This window comes from Caminicella sporogenes DSM 14501 (assembly GCF_900142285.1).
GTDB classification, from domain to species: Bacteria; Bacillota; Clostridia; order Peptostreptococcales; family Caminicellaceae; genus Caminicella; species Caminicella sporogenes.
Window position 1 is genome coordinate 37,214 of record NZ_FRAJ01000017.1, and the last position, 18,377, is coordinate 55,590.

An 18,377-nucleotide genomic window follows, 5' to 3' on the forward strand; every position below is an offset into this window, starting at 1 on the left:
ATTTTGACAGAGACGTAGTAAAAAGAGGACTAAAGAATTAAAATAAAAATTTTATATGTGTTTATTATTGAAATTGTGGCTGACTAGAAAACTAGAGGCCTATCTTATTTGAGATAGAGCCTCTTTTTGTTTAGCGAAATAAAAAATGAGAAGGATGGGGATTATGAAAAAAAATATTAGGAGTTTCATATCTTTACTAGTTATTTTTACTATGATTTTTACTAGTTTAGGATTGGGAATAATCAGTCCAATAACTGTAAATGCACAACAAAATATGACTAAAGATACGACAGTAAAACTAGCAGTAGTTGGAAAGTATAATGAGATATTATTTTCACCACATGAGGTTACTGTAAGGAGTGTAGTATACGGAAAAGATATTGTAAGTAATGTAGTATATGCTTCAGATGTACTTAAAGCTGCTGGCCTTAGAATAGAACAAAATGAAGATTCTGGATTTATAACAAGTATAAATGATCAAAAAAATGGTATAGAAGATGGAACATATACATCTATGAGTGGATGGATGTATAAGGTAAATGGTATATTGCCTAATGTTGGAGCAGGGAAAAAGGAAGTAAAAGAAGGAGATAAGATTTTCTTTTACTATGTAAAGAATCCTAGTGATTTACTTCCAAGTTTAAGTGATTTTATTAAAGTTAAAGTAAGAGTATATAAAGGAAATGAAATTATTGTAAATGATAAAGAGGTTACAGTATTAAAAGGAAAATCTGTTTGTGCAGCTATAAAAGAAGCTTTGGAGAAAGAAAATATAAAAGATAATGATATAGATTTTACAATAGGATATATTAATAAAATTAATGGTATAGAAGATACTTGGCTTTATGATATAAATGATGACGAATCTACATGTATGAATCCCGAAGTAGAATTAAAAGATGGAGATATAATAAGGGTTTATACATACGATACAGTAGTACCTAAGAGTATACGAATTAATAAGCCAAATAAAGATATACATGTAGGAGAGAATTTACAGCTAACAGTTACAGCATTAGATAAAGAAGGAAAGAATATAGATAACTACCAACCTATATGGAAAACGAGTAATTCAAATATAGCAAGTATTGATGAAAATGGATTACTTACGGCAAAGAGTGTTGGAAAAGTTATTATATATGCGCAAGTAAAAGGAGAGCCGGATAAAGAAGGTCAATGCACTATTCAAATAAAAAATAGTTCTTATAAGGAAAGAGTATTAGAAGCAATTGATAAAGCTGCACAAGTAGCATTAAAAAATCATTATAGTATGGATTGGGTTGCTATAGGTCTTGCAAGAGCTGGAAAGGAAGTACCAAGTGATTATTTGCAGGGAGTAGAAAGATATTTAAAAAGTCATAATGGAGAATTTGCAAATAAACCTACAGAATATGAGCGAATGACACTTGGCATATTGGCAGCAGGTGGAGATCCAAGAAATATAGCTGGATATGATTTGATTGAAAAAATTTATAATACCGATTTAGATAAACAAGGAATTAATGCTTTAGTATTTGGTTTGATAGCTTTAGATGCAGGAGAATATAAAGTACCAGAAAATGCAAAATGGAATAGAGATAAATTAATTAAAGCAATTCTTGAGAACGAATGTAGTAATGAAGATAATGACTATGGTAAAAAAGGTGGATGGGCATTTTGGGGTACAACTGGAGACCCTGATATGACAGGTATGGCTATGACAGCCCTAGCACCATATTATAATAAGAGAGAAGATGTAAAGGCAGCAGTAGATAGAGCTGTAGAATATTTATCAGCAATTCAAAAGGAAAATGGTGGTTTTTATTCATGGGGTTCTTTTAATTCTGAATCTTGTGCGCAAGTTATTATGGGATTATGTAATATCAATATAGATCCTACAGGAGAAAAATTTACAAAGAACGGAAAAAATGTATTAGATGCATTATTGAGTTTTGAGGCAGAGGGTGGGGGTTTTGGCCATATTGATAGAAATGTAAATGGTATGGCAACAGAACAAGCACTTTATGCACTAGATCAATATATTTATTATTTAGAAGGAAAAGGTTCTATATATAGATGGGGAAATAAAGAAGACCAAAAAGCACCAGAGATAATAACAGACTTAGAAGATAAGACAGTAAAAGAAGCAAAGATAACATTCACAGCGAGGGCAGAAGATGAAAAAGATGGAGAAGTAGGAATAATAGTAAAAGTAAACGGTGAAGTAGTAGAGGGCGAGAATGGAAAATACGAAGCAGTTCTTAAAGAAGGAGAAAATAAGATAACAATAGAAGCAGTAGATAAAGTAGGGAATAAAGCAGAGAAGGTATATACAATAATATACAAAGTAGTAAAAATAAAGAGAATAGAAATAGAAAAAATAAATACAAATATAAAAGTAGGGAATAAACCAGAAATAAGAGCGAAGATATACGATGAAGAAGGAAAAGAAGTAAAAGATGAAAAAATAAAATGGACAAGCAGTGATGAAAAGACATCAATAGTAAAATATGGAAAGATAATAAGCTTAAAAGAAGGAAAAGTAACAATAACAGCAGCAGTAGAAAAGCAACCAAGTATAAAAGATGAAATAACAATAAATATAGTACCAAACATAAAGACAGTGAGTATAAGAGTAGAAGGATATGATAGGACAATCATACCAAAGACAACAATACAAGTACCATTAGTAGATATATCAAAAGATTTAGGAGAAGCAAGTGGAGGAAGTGCGACAGAGTCTAGTGGATGGGGAGTAGAAAGATTTAACAATCCAACTAATGCTCATGCAATAGTAAAGATACTAAAAGATAATGGATTTAGACAACAAACGAAAGAAGACAGAGAAAAAGGGACAGATGAAACGAAGCTATTCGATTTTCAAGACTATGGCTGGGGCTTATACATAGCAATGATAGGAGGTTACAGAGAATTTGACCATGGTGGCATATCAGGATGGATGTATAGAGTAAACGGAAAGATGCCGCCAGTAGGATGTAATGGGAAAGAATTAGAAGATGGAGACGAAATAGTATGGTACTATGGAGCATATGGATTTAACAATGTATTTACAAAGATGGAAGTAGACAAAACAGAAGTAACAGAAGGAGAAAGTATAAACATAACTATTGTAGGGGATAATGGAGGATTTGCAAGTAAAGAGAAACCATTAGAAGGAGCAATAATATTAGTAAATGGAAAAGAATACAAAGAGAATGGAGAATTAGTAAAGACAGATAAAGAAGGAAAAGCAAGTATAACATTAAAAAAAGCAGGGAAATATGAAATAAACTTAACAAGATATAAGATAAAGGAAGGAAAGAGGGAATATATAGACATAGTAAGACCAGAACCAAAAATAATAATAGTAAAAGAAAGAGATAAAAAAGCACCAGAGATAATAACAGATTTAGAAGATAAGACAGTAAAAGAAGCAAAGATAACATTCACAGCAAAAGCAGAAGATGAAAAAGAAGGAGAAGTAGAAGTAATAGTAAAAGTAAACGATGAGATAGTAGAAGGCGAGAATGGAAAATACGAAGTAGTCCTTAAAGAAGGGGAAAATAAAATAAAAATAGAAGCAGTAGATAAAGTAGGGAACAAAGAAGAGAAGGTATATACGATTATATATGAAAAAGTTATTATAGATGATAAAAATCTTGAAGGACTAAAAGATTTAAGAATAGATGGAAAGATAATAAAAGGATTTAAAAAAGATAAATTGGCGTATGAAGTTTTCTTACCATCAAATATATCAAAAGTACCAAAAGTGACAGCAATACCATCAGACCCAAATGCAAAAGTTGAAATAAAACAAGCCTTAGATGTAAAAGATAAAGCAGTAGTAAAAGTAACAGAGCCAGATAAAAAGACAATAAAAGTATATACAATACAATTTATAAAGAGAAAAGCGATAAAAATATCAAAGGATAAACCAGTAGAGGTAAAAGTGAAAGAAGGAGAAAAACATTTAGAATTGCCAGAGATAACAGAAGAAGAAATAAGAGATGTGGAAATAAAAGTAGATGTAGAAGATATAAAAGATGCAACAATAAAAGTGCCGTTGAGAGAAGAAAAGGGTAAAAAGCAAGCACTGCTTCCAAAACTAGAAATTAAATCAAACATAGCAAAAATAGAAATACCAGCAGGAATAATAACGGCAGAAGATAAAGAATGGGATGGAACAATTAAGATGCCAACAGAAGTAGAAAAGACGAGTGTAAAAATAGAAAATGGCATACCAGAAGCAGTAATAGAAGTAGGAGGAGATATAGGATTAACATTTAATAAAGCAGTAAGATTAGTGATACCAGGACAAGCGGGTAAAAAAGCAGCATATATAAAAGATGGAAAAGTAATAGAAATTACGCAAGTTCTTAGAGAAGATAATCAAGAAATAGCAGATAAAGAGATAGCAGAAGGAAAAGAAGGAAAAATAGACGTAGGAAAAGACCTAATCATTTGGACAAAACATTTTACAAAATTTATAGTGTATACAGAAACAAATACAAATAATGATACAAATAAAGATAGTAGTAGCGGGGGAGGCGGAAGTGCATCATCGAAAGGAATAAAAGTATATACAGGTGTAGAAACAAAGGTAGAAAAATACGGTGTAATTATTAATATACCAAAAGATGCAATAAATAAAGATATATATGTAAAAATATCAAAAGAGAATAGTACATCAAATATAAAATTAAAAGAAGAAGAAAAACTAATAAGCAAAATATTTAAAATTACAAAAGACAGAGAAGTAGATTTTAATAAAGAAGTAATAATTACATTACCATTTGAAAAGACAAAAGTAAATGAAAACGAAAATGCAATAGCAATATATTGTTACGATGAAAAAGATGATAAGTGGATAAAATTAAAGGATACAGAAGTAGATTTTAAAAACAGTAAAATAAGTGGAAAAATAAAACAATTTACTAAGTTTGCAGTAATAGCAATAAAGAAAACAGAGAAAAAAGAAGAAAAAGTAAAAACAGAAGAAAATATAAAAGATATAAAAGGGCATTGGGCAGAAAAATATGTAAAAGAATTAGTAAAAATAGGAGTAATAAGTGGATATCCAGATAAGACATTCAAGCCGGAAAAAGACATAACAAGGGCAGAGTTTATAACAATACTAGTAAAAGCATTTAAGCTAGAAGGAAGAAAAGGAAAAGAATTTAAAGATATAAAAGGACATTGGGCAAAAGAAGAAATAAAGTTAGCAGCATCAAATGGAATAATAGAAGGATATGAAGATGGAACATGTAGGCCAAATGAAAAAATCACAAGAGAAGAAATGGCAGTAATTGTTGCAAAAGTATTAAAGCAGAAAGGATATAAAGAAGCAATCTTAGAAGAATTAAATATTTTTACAGACAAAGAAGAAATATCAGTATGGGCAAGAGAAGCAATAAGCATGTGCGTAAAAGAAAAAATCATAAGAGGTATGGGAGATGGAAGATTTGCACCAAAAGAGAGAGCAAATAGGGCACAAGCAGCCGTAATGCTCTACAAGCTTTATAATCTAATTCATTAAAAAATAAAAACTGCTAGCGAAATTTATTTTAATCTATGCTAGCAGTTTTTTAAAAACGTATATAAATTGCAAAAAATAGAAGATTATTTTATAAATTCTAAAAATTGAAAATATATTTAAAATGATATATAATATGTAGTAAAAAGAGGACTGAAGAATTAAAATAAAAATTTTATATGTGTTTATTATTGAAATTGTGGCTGACTAGAAAACTAGAGGCACTACCTATACAGGTAGTGCTTTTATAATGTTTTGTATTTAAAAAAATTAAACATAAGAATTAAAAATTAAAAAGGGGGAGCGTTATGAAAAAAAGTATTAGTATACTATTAATTTTTGCTATGCTTTTTTCGTACATACCTATTTTAAGTACAGATTTTTATATTTATGGGCAAACAACTGTAAGTGATAGTGTGTATGAGAAAAGCAGAACAACAGCAGGTAGTGTATATGAAAAATTGGCAAATACAGTTCCAGAACTAAAAATTCAATCCATTGTAGAAGAAAATAAAGATTATGAAGAAATTATTGATAATGCATTAGAAAAACTGAAAGATTATTATAACAATAAGTCTTTAGATTATATACCAGCAATGGCATATAATCATGCAAGTGATAACTTAGACAGTGATTTAAGAATTATATCAGATAATTTAAGAGTATATTCATTAAAAAGAAAAAGCAAATATAATTGTTATAAAGGAATAATGGGTATTATTGCTTCAGGGCAAGACCCTAGGAATTTTGAGTATGAAGGAGAAACATTTAATTATGTAGATATACTTGTAGATATGCAGCAGGAAACAGGATTATTTGATGATGATGCTCAGGAGCATGCTTATTGTATTTTAGCACTTGATATGGCTGGTGCAGATTATGACAAAGATAAAGCAATAAAGGCATTAAAAAGTAAATTTACAATAAAGGAAGATAAAGCATATATAAAAGGGAATTATAGTCCGGATTTAAAAAAGACTGCAATTGCAATGATAGCTCTATCAAATCATAAAAATATATCTGGAGTAAAAGATTTATTAAGAAAATGTGTAAATTATATAAAATCAGAACAAAAAGACAATGGAGAATTTGGTTATATAACAAATCCTGAACTTTTAGGAAAAATTATACAAGCACTAATTGCAGTTGGGGAAAATCCCTTAGCGGGAGATTATGTAAAAAATGGTAAAACGATACTTGATTTATTAATGGAATATCAAAATAGTGATGGCACTTATGCAAAGGGAACATGGTATCATCGATATGATAAAATATCTACAGAAGCAGTATTTGCAGCACTATCAGATTTGAAGAAAAATAAATCAATGTATCATGCATTAAAAATAGAATTAGGAGATGTACCATCGAAAATCATTTTAAAAGTAGATAAAAATGAAGTTATAAAGGGAAAAACTATAAAAATAAGAGCTAAGATTTTAGATGCTCAAGATAGACTTGTAATAGGTCAAAAAATAAAATGGACAAGCTCTGATAATAATATTGCAGTAGTTGAAAATGGAGTAGTTACGGCAAAAAATAATGGTAAAGTAACTATTACAGCAGAAATCGAAGGAAATCTTGCAATCAAAAACAGTATTAATATAACAGTAGTGGATAGAAAGCCTACTGATATTAAAATTTATTTAAAAGATAAAGAAGTAAATAAGCAGGTTATTATTAAAAAAGGTCAGAGTCTGAGATTTATTGCAAAGGTGCTCGATCAGGATAATGAAGAAATTAAAGATGTAGTTGTTACTTGGAATGTAGCTAAAGGTAATGATTATGTAACGATAGATAATGGAAAAGTAACAGGATTGGAAAAAGGAAGAGCAATAATAAAAGCTGTATATAAATCTATAGAATCAAGGATTGAAGTAGAAGTTATAACAATACGTGATGTAGTAAAAGATGTATTAGGAGAAATAAAAACTGTTTATGAAGATAAATCTGAATATGATTATATAGAAGCTTTAGCACTTAGTTATATGGGTGAAGATAAAAATATAATAAAAGAGAAAATTAAAATAAATGAAAATTTATACACGCCAATTGATTATGCAGAAAACATTATTATGCTTATTGCAGCGGGATTAGACCCAAGAAATTATAATGGGCATAACTATGTAGAAGAATTGGCACAATCTCAAAATGATAAGGGTTATTTTGAGGTAGGCAGCAGTTTTATTTGTTCAAAAACAGAAAATGTAATTTTACCAATTATAGCATTAGATATGGCAGGGGAAACATATGACGTACAAAAAGCAATAAAGTTTTTAGAAGAGAAAGCAAAAAGTTATAGAGACAGTAAATATTTTGAAAAGAGCAGTAATTACAGTAGAGTTCAAATGACATCTATGGCGATTATTGCTATGTCAAAACATATGGATATGGATAATGTAAAAGAATTAGTAGAAAAGTGTAAAACTTATTTTAAATATAAACAAAATGATGAAGCTGTATTTAGTGCTACAACTATGAGTAGTAGCTATCTTAAACCAAATAGTATTGCTACAGCTTCTGTTATACAAGCATTAAAGGCAATTGGAGAAAATCCACTGTCAGATGAGTGGAAAAAAGGTGAAAAAACTATATTTGATGGATTGTTATCATTTAAAGAAGGAAAAAAATTCAAAATTACTTCTACTAGTTATATAACAAACGATGAAGCTACAGCTTATAGTTTTGCAGCTCTTGTAGATTTATATAAAGATAAATCAATGTATCATGAAGTAAAAATTGAAACGGGAACTATTCCAACTAAAATTGAAATTTTAAGTCAGCGAGATTATGTAAAAGAAGGACAAAAGTTAAAATTAAGAGCTAAGGTTACAGATAAAGATGGAAAAATAGTACCGGGGCAAAAAATAGAATGGATTTGTTCAGATAAAACTAAAAATATAGCAGTAATAGATAAAATGGGATTACTTGTTGGCAAACAAGTAGATGGAGATAAAAAGGTTATTATTACTGCAAAAATTAGAGATAAAAATATAAAAGTAGATAAAGAGATTATTATAAAAGATAGAGTTCCATATGAGATAAAAATTAGTCTACCATCAAATAAAAAAGATAATAATTTAAAAGAAGGACAAAAATTAATATTGTTTAAAAAAGTTTTAGAAGAAGATGGAGAAGAATTAGATGAAGAAGTTATATGGAGCAGTTCAGATGAAACAGTAGCTGTTGTAGATGAAACAGGACTTGTTACAGCAAAGGAAGTAGAAAAGGATACAAAAGTAATTATTACTGCAACATCAAAGAGTAAAAAAGATGTAAAGAAAGAAATTGTTTTAAACATAATAGCGGTAATTCCAGAAAAAGTTGTAATTTTTTGTGATGATAAAGAAATAGATGAAAAGACGATAGAAGCTGGATATAAATTGAAGGTTGAAGCTAAAACATATGAAAAAGATGGTTCTTTTATAGAAAAAGCAGAAATAGAGTGGACAAGTTCTAATGAGGATATAGCAGTTATAGACAGTTGTGGACTTATTACAGCAAAACAAGTTCAAAAAGAAGCAGATGTTAGGATAACAGCTAAGGTAAAAGGTTTTAATGTATCAAAAGTATTAAATATAAAAGTAATTCCTGCTAAAAGTGATAAAGAAAAAGCTGAAAGTATAATCAGTGAGCTGAAGCAATTTTATAAAGAAGATACAAAATATGATTATATTGAAGCTTTAGCGTTAAATAGAGTAGGGATAGATAAGAAAAAAATACAAGAAAAATTAGATATTGAAAAGTTGAGTTTTAAGAGAGGTAGCTGGGGTGATAATGAATCAGGAGAATATGCTAAAGCGATAATTTCTATAATTGCAGCAGGATTAGATCCTAGAAATTATAAAAATAAAGATTATGTAAAATATTTAGCTGATTCACAAGTAGAAAGCGGATATTTTGATGCAAAAGGATACTATTATTCAGATGATGATGAAGCAGATAATATAGCATATTCTATTATTGCATTAGATATGGCATGTGCCGAGTATGACATAGATAAGGCTGTAAAAGCTTTAATGGATAAATTTGAAGTATTGGGAGATAAAGCTTATGTAAAAGGAGTTTATAAACCTAGTTTAGAAAAAACCACTATATCTCTTATAGCTCTTTCAAATCATGTAGATAAAAATGGTGTAAGTAATTTAATAAACAAAATAAAAAAATACATAAAAGAAGAATATGAACATTGGGATAAAAATGTAAGCAGTATAGATATAGCAAGTATAGTTCAAGCATTAATAGCAGTAGGTGAAAATCCATTATCAGAAACTTATATCAAAAAAGATGAATATGGAAATAAAGTTACTTTATTGGATAGGTTATTAAAATTTAAAGATGGTAATGCTTTTAAAGAAAGAGAAAAATCCAGCTATATAGATAAAAAGGCTACAGCACTAGTTTTTGCAGTTCTTACAGATATAAGTACTGGAAAATCAATGTATAAAGAAATAAAAATAAAAGTAGGAAATCCAGAAAAGATAGAAATAGTAGCTGAAAATGAAAAGAAAGAATTAAAAGTAGGTAGGAAATTAAAACTATTCGCAAAAGCATATGACAAGGATAATAAGTTTGTTCCTTCTCAAATATTTGTATGGTCTGTAGATAAACCATCTATAGCAGTTGTAGATAAAAATACAGGAGAAATTACAGCAGTAAAAGAAGGAACAGTAGTTATTACAGCTACTTTGAAGGATTTTCCAAATATTAAAGATACTTTTAAGTTAAAAATATTACCAGTTATACCAGATACAATAAAAGTATCAGTTGATAAAAATATTAAGAAAATAGAAGTAGGTAGAAAGATAAAGATTAAATCAGTTGTTTGTGATAAAGATAGAGAAATTATTGAAAATGTAAAAGTTGTATGGACTATAAAACCTAAGGACTATGCAACAATTGATGAAAATAATATTTTGACAGCTTTAAAAGAAGGAAAAATATATATAACTGGAATTGTAAAAAGAGATGAACAAGCAGAAATTAAAGACGAGATAGTATTAGAAGTTATAAAAGGAAAAACAGATGAAGAAAAAATTAATGAAGCTATCAATGCTGTAAAGGAATATTTCAAAAAACGAGATAAATATGATTTTATAACATCTATGGGACTTAGATTTGCTGGTGTAAATATAAATGACATAAGTTCAAAAAAGAATATCTATTCATATAGAAATTTAGGAAATGATGCAAAAAATATTATTAATATCATTGCGACAGGAGAAAATCCTAAAGATTATAAAGATAAAAATTATATAGATTTTATTTTAAAAGCTACGCCTAAGTTTTATGAAAATTCTAATGCAGGTTATATAGCAAAAGCTATTATAGCTTTAGATATGGCAGGAGAAAAATATGAGGAAAAAGAAGCGGTAGCAGCTTTAATAAACAAACTTAAAAGAGATGGAGATAAGTTGTATGTTGAAAAATATTCTTCAGCAGATGTAGAAGATACAGCTTGGGTGCTTATTGCACTTTCTAATCATAAAGAAAAAGTAAACGTGCAAAATGTGATTAATAGTATAAAAAGATTTTTTAAAGAACATCAAAAAGAAAATGCATTGATAGAACGCTGTTCAGATACAGCAATTGTAATTCAAGCGTTAATGGCAATTGGTGAAAATCCACTTTCAGATGAATGGGTAAAATATGATGAATATGGAAATAAAATAACATTACTAGATGCAATCTTATCATGTAGAGAAGGTGAAAAATTTAAAGTAAGACCTTCTGTAAGCTATACATCAGAAATAGCAACATCTTATGCTTTAGCAGCTCTAGCAGATTTAGCTAAAAATAAGTCCATGTATCATGAATTGAAATATGTAAAAGCAGGAAAACCACAGAGTTTAAAAATAAATTTAGATAGCTTAAATCTTTTAGCAGGAGAAGAAAAGCAATTAGAAGTACAAGTATTTGATGAAAAAAATGTATTAATAAAAGATATAGAATTAATTTGGGAAAGTTCAAAACCAAATATTGTAAAAGTTGAAAATGGGAAAGTAATAGCATTAAGTGCAGGAGAATCTCAAGTTAAAGCAAAAATTAAAGAAGATGAGTCTATATTTGATGAGATTACAGTAAAAGTAAGAGAAAGTAAGGATATTGATTTAAGAATAAAAGCATCTATTAATAAGTTAGTAGATTATTATAACAATTATGGTTTGTATGATTATATGGCAGCTTTGGCTCTTAAGCATATAGAAGATGATTTTAAAATAGATAAAGAAAAAATAGCATCGAATTTAAGACTTTATAGAAGAGATTATGCTATTCACTATGCTAAGAACATTATGGAAATTATAGCAGCAGGTAAAAATCCTAGAAATTATCCAATAAAGGACGAAAAAGGCAATATCATATTATATAAAAATTATGTAATGGATTTAGTAAGTTCACAAAGAGAAAATGGAGAATTTATAGTAAGTGAAAAAGTAGATGAAGATAGTATAAATGGAATGTCTCTTTCTATTATTGCACTTGATATGGCTGATGGAAGTTATGATGTAGAAAAAGCTGTAAATAGATTAGTAGATATGATAAATGATGGAAAACATAAAAAGGAAGGTCTATATAGTGAAATAGAGACGAAAGCATTAGTAATAACAGCACTAGCAAAACATAAAGATATAAAAGGAGTAAATGAAACTATAAATCATTGTATTGACTATATTAAATCTAGTAGAAATGAAGAAGGCGGTTTTGACCATAGCGGTTATAAAAATAATACATTTGCAATAGCTACTGTAATACAAGCTCTCATTGCAAATGATATTGACCCTGTAAAATGGGTTAAAAATGGCAAATCTATAGTGGAAGTTTTACTTGAGCGTCAACTTGAAAATGGTGCTTTTGAATATGGAGAAGGAGTAACAGATACACCAAAAAGTACAGAAACAGCTTTTGCAGCTTTAGCAGATTTATATAGACATAAATCTATGTATCATGAAATTAAGATAAAAGATGATTTAAAAGAAAAACTGAAAAAAGAAATAGATTTTTTAAAGAAAGCGTATGAAGACAATGTTATATTTGATTTTTTAGGAGTTTGTGCTGCAAATTTAGCAGGAATGGATAAAGAGCTTATACAAAACAAACTTTTTGAATATGATAAAACAGATAGTGCTTGGCAAGCTTCTAAGATGATAATAGCTGTTATAGGTGCAGGACTGGATCCTAGAAATTATGAAACGAGCAAAGGAGAATGTAGGAACTATGTAGATGAACTCCAATCATCTCAAGTAAAAAATGGAGAAAATAAAGGAGAATTCATATTAAAAGAAGTTGATAGAAATTCTATAGAAGCTTTAGCTTACTCTATTATAGCTCTTGATATGGCAGATGGAAAATATGATAGAGAAGCTGCAGTAAAAAGATTAATACAAATGATTGAGTATAAAGACTCTAAAACATATAAAGAAATTTTAACTGAAGCTCTAGTGCTTACAGCTTTAGCGAAACATAAAGATATAAATGGTGTAGAAGATACAATAAAAACTTTAATAGATTTCTTAAAGTCAAAACAAAATAGTGATGCTGGATTTGATATTGAAAAAGGATATTTAAAAGGTGAGAATAGTCCTATTGCAATAGGAAGAGTAATTCAAGCATTAATTGCAAATGGTATTAATCCACTTTATGCAGATGAATGGAAAAAAGATAATAAGACAATATTAGATGCCTTACTAAAGAGTAAGGTAGTAAAATCAGATCCAAGAAAAAGTGGTTATGGAAAGGGAGAAGGACAAAATTATGTAGTTAATGATGCTACTAGTCAAGCATTTGTTGCAATAGTTGCTCTTTATAGTAATCAATCTATATTTGAAAAATTGGCTATAAAATATGAAGAAGTAGAAGACATACCAGAAGAAACTCAGCAGCCAGTTGTAGATGTAAAATTATATGTAAGAATAGAGGGAAATAATCGCACTATTGTTCCTAAAACGGAAGTAAAAGTAGATAAATTAGATTTAAGTGATTATGGAATTAATAGGAAATTCAAAAAACCAAGAGCAATTCATGCTATAATAAAAGCATTAGAACGTCAGGGAATTGACTGTAAAGATAGTAAAAAAGGATTAAATCATAATGGCGGAAGCTATATAACGATGATAGATGGTTTAGAACAAGGAAGTATAGGCGATAAAGATGGTTGGATGTATTATGTAGATAATAAATTTGTACCGTTATATGTAAATGAGATGGAAATAAAAGATGAACAATATATAGTAGTATTTTTCCAAGAGGATTATACGAAAAATGTTTATTCATGGTTTGATAAAGAAGAGGTTGTTGTAAAAACAGGTGAAAAATTTGATTTGCTTCTTACAGGAAGTTATTACGATATGTATACTGATAAGACGAGAATAGAACCTGTCAATTTAGCAAAGATATTAGTAAATAACGAAGAATATAAATTAAATGAAAAAAATGTATTGACTGATGAAACTGGAAAGGTAACTTTAAAATTTGATAAAGCAGGTATTTATTATATATCTGCTGAAAGGTTTGATAGAAAAACAGGAAAAAGAAATTTAACAAGACCATATTGTAAAGTTATTGTCGAAGAAAAGGTAATAGATAAACAACCGCCAGAGATAATTGTAGAAGGTATAGAGGAAGGACAAAAAGTAAATGAGTCAGAAATAAGTTTTGCAGTAAAAGTAAAAGATAATATAGATAAAGAATTGATACCAATAGTAAAATTAGAAGATGAAAAGATAAATCCTCAAATTGATGGAAGCTATAAAATAATGTTAAAAGAAGGGGAAAATAAAATAAAAATAGAAGCAGTAGATAAAGCAGGTAACAAAGCAGAAAAGATTTATACTATAAGATTTATAAAGAAAAATATTATAAAAATATTAAAAGATAAGCCAACGGAAATAAAAGTAAAACAAGAAGAAAAACATTTAGAATTGCCAGAGATAACAGAAGAAGAAATAAGAGATGTAGAAATAAAAGTAGATGTAGAAAATATAAAAGATGCAACAATAAAAGTGCAATTGAAAGAAGAAAAGGGTAAAAAACAAGCAATACTTCCAAAGCTAGAAATCAAATCAAATATAGCAAAAGTAGAAATACCAGCAGGAATAATAATAACGGCAGAAGATAAAAAATGGGATGGAACAATTAAGATGCCAACAGAAGTAGAAAAAGAGAGTGTAAAAATAGAAAATGGTATACCAGAAGCAGTAGTAGAAGTAGGAGGAGATATAGGATTAACATTTAATAAAGCAGTAAGATTAGTTATATCGGGACAAGCAGGTAAAAAAGCAGCATATATAAAAGATGGGAAAATAATAGAAATCACACAAATGCTTAGAGAAGATAATCAAGAAATAGCAGATAAAGAGATAGCAGAAGGAAAAGAAGGAAAAATAGACGTAGGGAAAGACCTGGTCATTTGGACAAAACACTTTACTAAATTTATAGCATATACAGAGAAAGTAAATACAAATAAAAATAGCAGCAAGAGAAGAAAAAGAAGGTCATCAAAAGAAACTAAAGTATATAAAGATGAAGAAATTAATATAAAAAATACAAAAGAAATAAAGGCAGAAGAAAATATAAAAGATATAAAAGGACACTGGGCAGAGAAGTATGTAAAGGAATTAGTAGAAATAGGAATAATAAGTGGGTATCCAGATAAGACATTCAAGCCTGAAAAAGAAATAACAAGGGCAGAGTTTATAACAATGTTAGTAAAAGCATTTAATCTAGAAAGAAGAAGAGAAAAAGAATTTAAAGATATAAAAGGACATTGGGCAAAAGAAGAAATAAAGTTAGCAGCATCAAATGGAATAATAGAAGGATATGAAGATGGAACATGTAGGCCAGATGAAAAAATCACAAGAGAAGAAATGGCAGTAATTATTGCAAAAGTATTAAAGCAGAAAGGATATAAAGAAGCAACCTTAGAAGAATTAAATATTTTTACAGACAAAGAAGAAATATCAGTATGGGCAAGAGAAGCAGTAAGCATGTGTGTAAAAGAAAAAATCATAAGAGGTATGGAAGATGGAAGATTTGCACCAAAAGAGAGAGCAAATAGAGCACAAGCAGCTGTGATGCTCTACAAACTTTATAATTTAATCCATTAAAAAATAAAAACTGCTAGCAAAATTTATGCTAGCAGTTTTTAATATTAAAAAAGATAATTTATTTAAGTAGACAAGGTATAATAATCCAAAATTTGGCTAATATAGATAATAAGAAAGGTTTGAGGGGGAATTTTTATGATACCACATTTAAAAAAAGAAAAAGGTAATGATAATAACAGGTTAATAAGTGTTTTAAATAATATATATGAAAAACTATTATATGGAGAGGTAAAGACAGAAGATGAAGAAATTTTAGATAGTATTAAATTAGCTCATGAAGAGTGGAAAAATGCAGAAAAATATTTTGAAAATGTAACAGATCCAGATTTGATAGACCATGCTATATATAGAATGGAAGCAGCAAGAATTCGTTATACTTATCTTTTAAAACTTGCAAAGAAAATGGGAATAGAACGAGATATAAATTAAAAATAGCTTATTGTACTGATAATGTGCAATAAGCTATTCTTTATTAAAAAAGAATAGAAAAGTAGGAATATGAATTAGACAAACTTTATATAAATATAATAGTTTATTATTTTTATACAAATGGGGGTTGTATATGAGTATAGGGATAGAATTGAGTGTTATATTTGCTTATGCTCTAGGGCTTATACTTTTATATATAATAGGATATGTTTTACTGTTTCCAATAAGATTAATTATAAAATTAATATATAACGGAATTATAGGAGGAATACTTCTTTTGATTGTGAATTTTATAGGGCAATTTTGGGGATTTAGTATAATTATTAATCCGATTACGGCTTTAATAGCGGGATTTTTAGGAGTTCCGGGTGTTATTATGATGCTTATTTTAAAATGGATACTTTGATATTTTATTATTTTTTAAAATAATTTTTATTAGAAAAAATGACTAAATTAATTAATAAAGAAATTAATACAAACAAAAATATCGAAATTATTTGAAAAATTCTAATTTTTTTGATTTAATATAAATAAGGATAAACTTAATAGTAAGGAAGGGGGATTAATAATGCAAAAAGCAGTAGTTGTGGCAGAGATAAGGGAAAATGTTAAAAAGAAAGGAGCAAAAAAATTAAGAAAAGAGGGGTATGTGCCAGCGATAATTTATGGTAATAACATTGAAAATAAAAATATAAAATTAAAGAAAAATGATGTAGAAAGAATTTTAAATCATTATGAAGTAGGTTCAAGTGTTGAATTAAATATCGGAGATACAAAAACTTCTGTTATTATAAGAGATATACAACGTCATATAACTAAACAGAATATAATACATATAGATTTTCAAGAATTGGTTAAAGGAGAAAAAGTAAGAGTAAAAATACCAATACATATAGTAAATAAGACAGCTGTTGAAAGTAGTACATCAGTAGTGCAAGAACAGTTAAATGAAATAGAAATTCAGACTATACCTAAATATTTGCCACAAGTAGTTGAAGTTGATGCAGAAATTTTGAAAACAGCAGATGCAATAAAAGTAAGTGATTTAGATATTTATAAGAATGAAAATATAGAAGTACTGACAGAGCCAAATCAAATAATAGCAGTTCTTGCTAATACTACTAAACAGGAGGTAGTAGAAAAAGAGGAAGAGAGTTTGAGTGATTTATATTAAAATATAATATATTAAAGCAGCATAGTAATAAGAATCTATGCTGTTTTTATTTTTTTGTATAAAAATATAGATATTGGAAATAATGATTAATGATGAATTTGACAAGTAGGAAGGAGGAATTAAAGTGTTAAAAGCAGTAGTTAATGCGGATATTAGAAGTAATGTAGGTTCAAATGAGAGCAATAGAATGAGAAATTCTGGATATATACCAGCAGTTTTATATGGATATAATGTTGAGTCTAGGAATATAAAAATAGATAAAAAAGAATTTAATAATATTTTAAGAAGTTATGGAACAAATACATTATTAAATTTAAAAATAGATGGAGAAGTTATAATTTCTATGATAAAGGAAATACAAAAGGATTCAATTGATAACAATATATTACATGTTGATTTTCAGGCAGTTTCAAATGATAAGCCAATTCATGTTACAGTGCCTCTTAAACTAGTAGATAAAGAGTTTATTAGAAGTAATCATACAGCTATTCAGCAGCAATTAAGGGAATTAAATATAGAATGTTTACCAAAAAATATTCCACAGAGTATTGAAATAAGCGTAAAAGATTTAGTACTTGGTCATCCAATAACTATTGGAGATTTAGAGTTTTCTGAAGAAATAACAGTTTTACATGAATCAAGTCAAGTAGTAGCTTCTTTAACTCATGGAGAAAGGGTTATAGATGATGAAAGAGAAGAAAATCTACAAGATATAACATATGAATAAAATTTCTATTTGACATAGTGAATTTTATATGATACAATACCAATTGTCGCTTGAAAGAGCAGCAAAATAAAAAGCTCTTGACAAGATAAAAAACATGTGGTAAATTATTAAAGGTCGATGAAATGAAAAAGTTGGACATTGAAAACTAAACAGTGTAAGGAAAAAAGCAGGTAACAGTAAAAGATTAAAAAGATTTACTGAAGCCTAAAACGAAGAGTCAGTTTTATTTTGAGAGTTTGATCCTGGCTCAGGATGAACGCTGGCGGCGTGCCTAACACATGCAAGTCGAGCGGAGCTTTAATCTTTACAGCTTAGCTGAAAAGATTAAAGCTTAGCGGCGGACGGGTGAGTAACGCGTGGGCAACCTGCCCTGTGCAGGGGGATAACACAACGAAAGGTGTGCTAATACCCCATAAGACTACGATGTCGCATGGC

Annotated in this window: 6 protein-coding genes and 1 rRNA gene; all 7 read left to right on the plus strand. The window is 28.6% G+C overall.

Annotation, left to right across the window (positions count from 1 at the left end; translation table 11 throughout):
- The first annotated feature begins 163 nt into the window (after positions 1–163).
- On the plus strand, positions 164–5,515 hold the full coding sequence (locus tag BUA90_RS12190; protein ID WP_159430021.1) for an S-layer homology domain-containing protein: 5,352 nt from the start codon (positions 164–166) through the stop codon (positions 5,513–5,515).
- 305 nt (positions 5,516–5,820) lie between these two features.
- Positions 5,821–15,612 (plus strand): S-layer homology domain-containing protein, encoded by a 9,792-nt coding sequence (locus tag BUA90_RS09855; RefSeq protein ID WP_072968122.1) that lies wholly within the window; start codon positions 5,821–5,823, stop codon positions 15,610–15,612.
- Between the two features lie 135 nt (positions 15,613–15,747).
- A complete protein-coding gene (locus tag BUA90_RS09860) occupies positions 15,748–16,041 on the plus strand; it encodes a YaaL family protein (RefSeq protein ID WP_072968124.1) in 294 nt (97 codons plus the stop codon).
- Between the two features lie 133 nt (positions 16,042–16,174).
- Positions 16,175–16,447, plus strand: a complete 273-nt coding sequence (locus BUA90_RS09865) for a pro-sigmaK processing inhibitor BofA family protein (protein ID WP_072968126.1) — start codon at positions 16,175–16,177, stop codon at positions 16,445–16,447.
- 162 nt (positions 16,448–16,609) lie between these two features.
- The gene (locus BUA90_RS09870) at positions 16,610–17,215 is read left to right on the plus strand and encodes a 50S ribosomal protein L25 (RefSeq protein WP_072968128.1); all 606 of its coding nucleotides are present in this window, start codon (positions 16,610–16,612) and stop codon (positions 17,213–17,215) included.
- A 124-nt stretch (positions 17,216–17,339) separates the two neighbouring features.
- Positions 17,340–17,942 (plus strand): 50S ribosomal protein L25, encoded by a 603-nt coding sequence (locus tag BUA90_RS09875; RefSeq protein ID WP_072968130.1) that lies wholly within the window; start codon positions 17,340–17,342, stop codon positions 17,940–17,942.
- A gap of 224 nt (positions 17,943–18,166) precedes the next feature.
- Positions 18,167–18,377: ribosomal RNA gene (locus BUA90_RS09880) — 16S ribosomal RNA — on the plus strand; the annotation flags it as partial.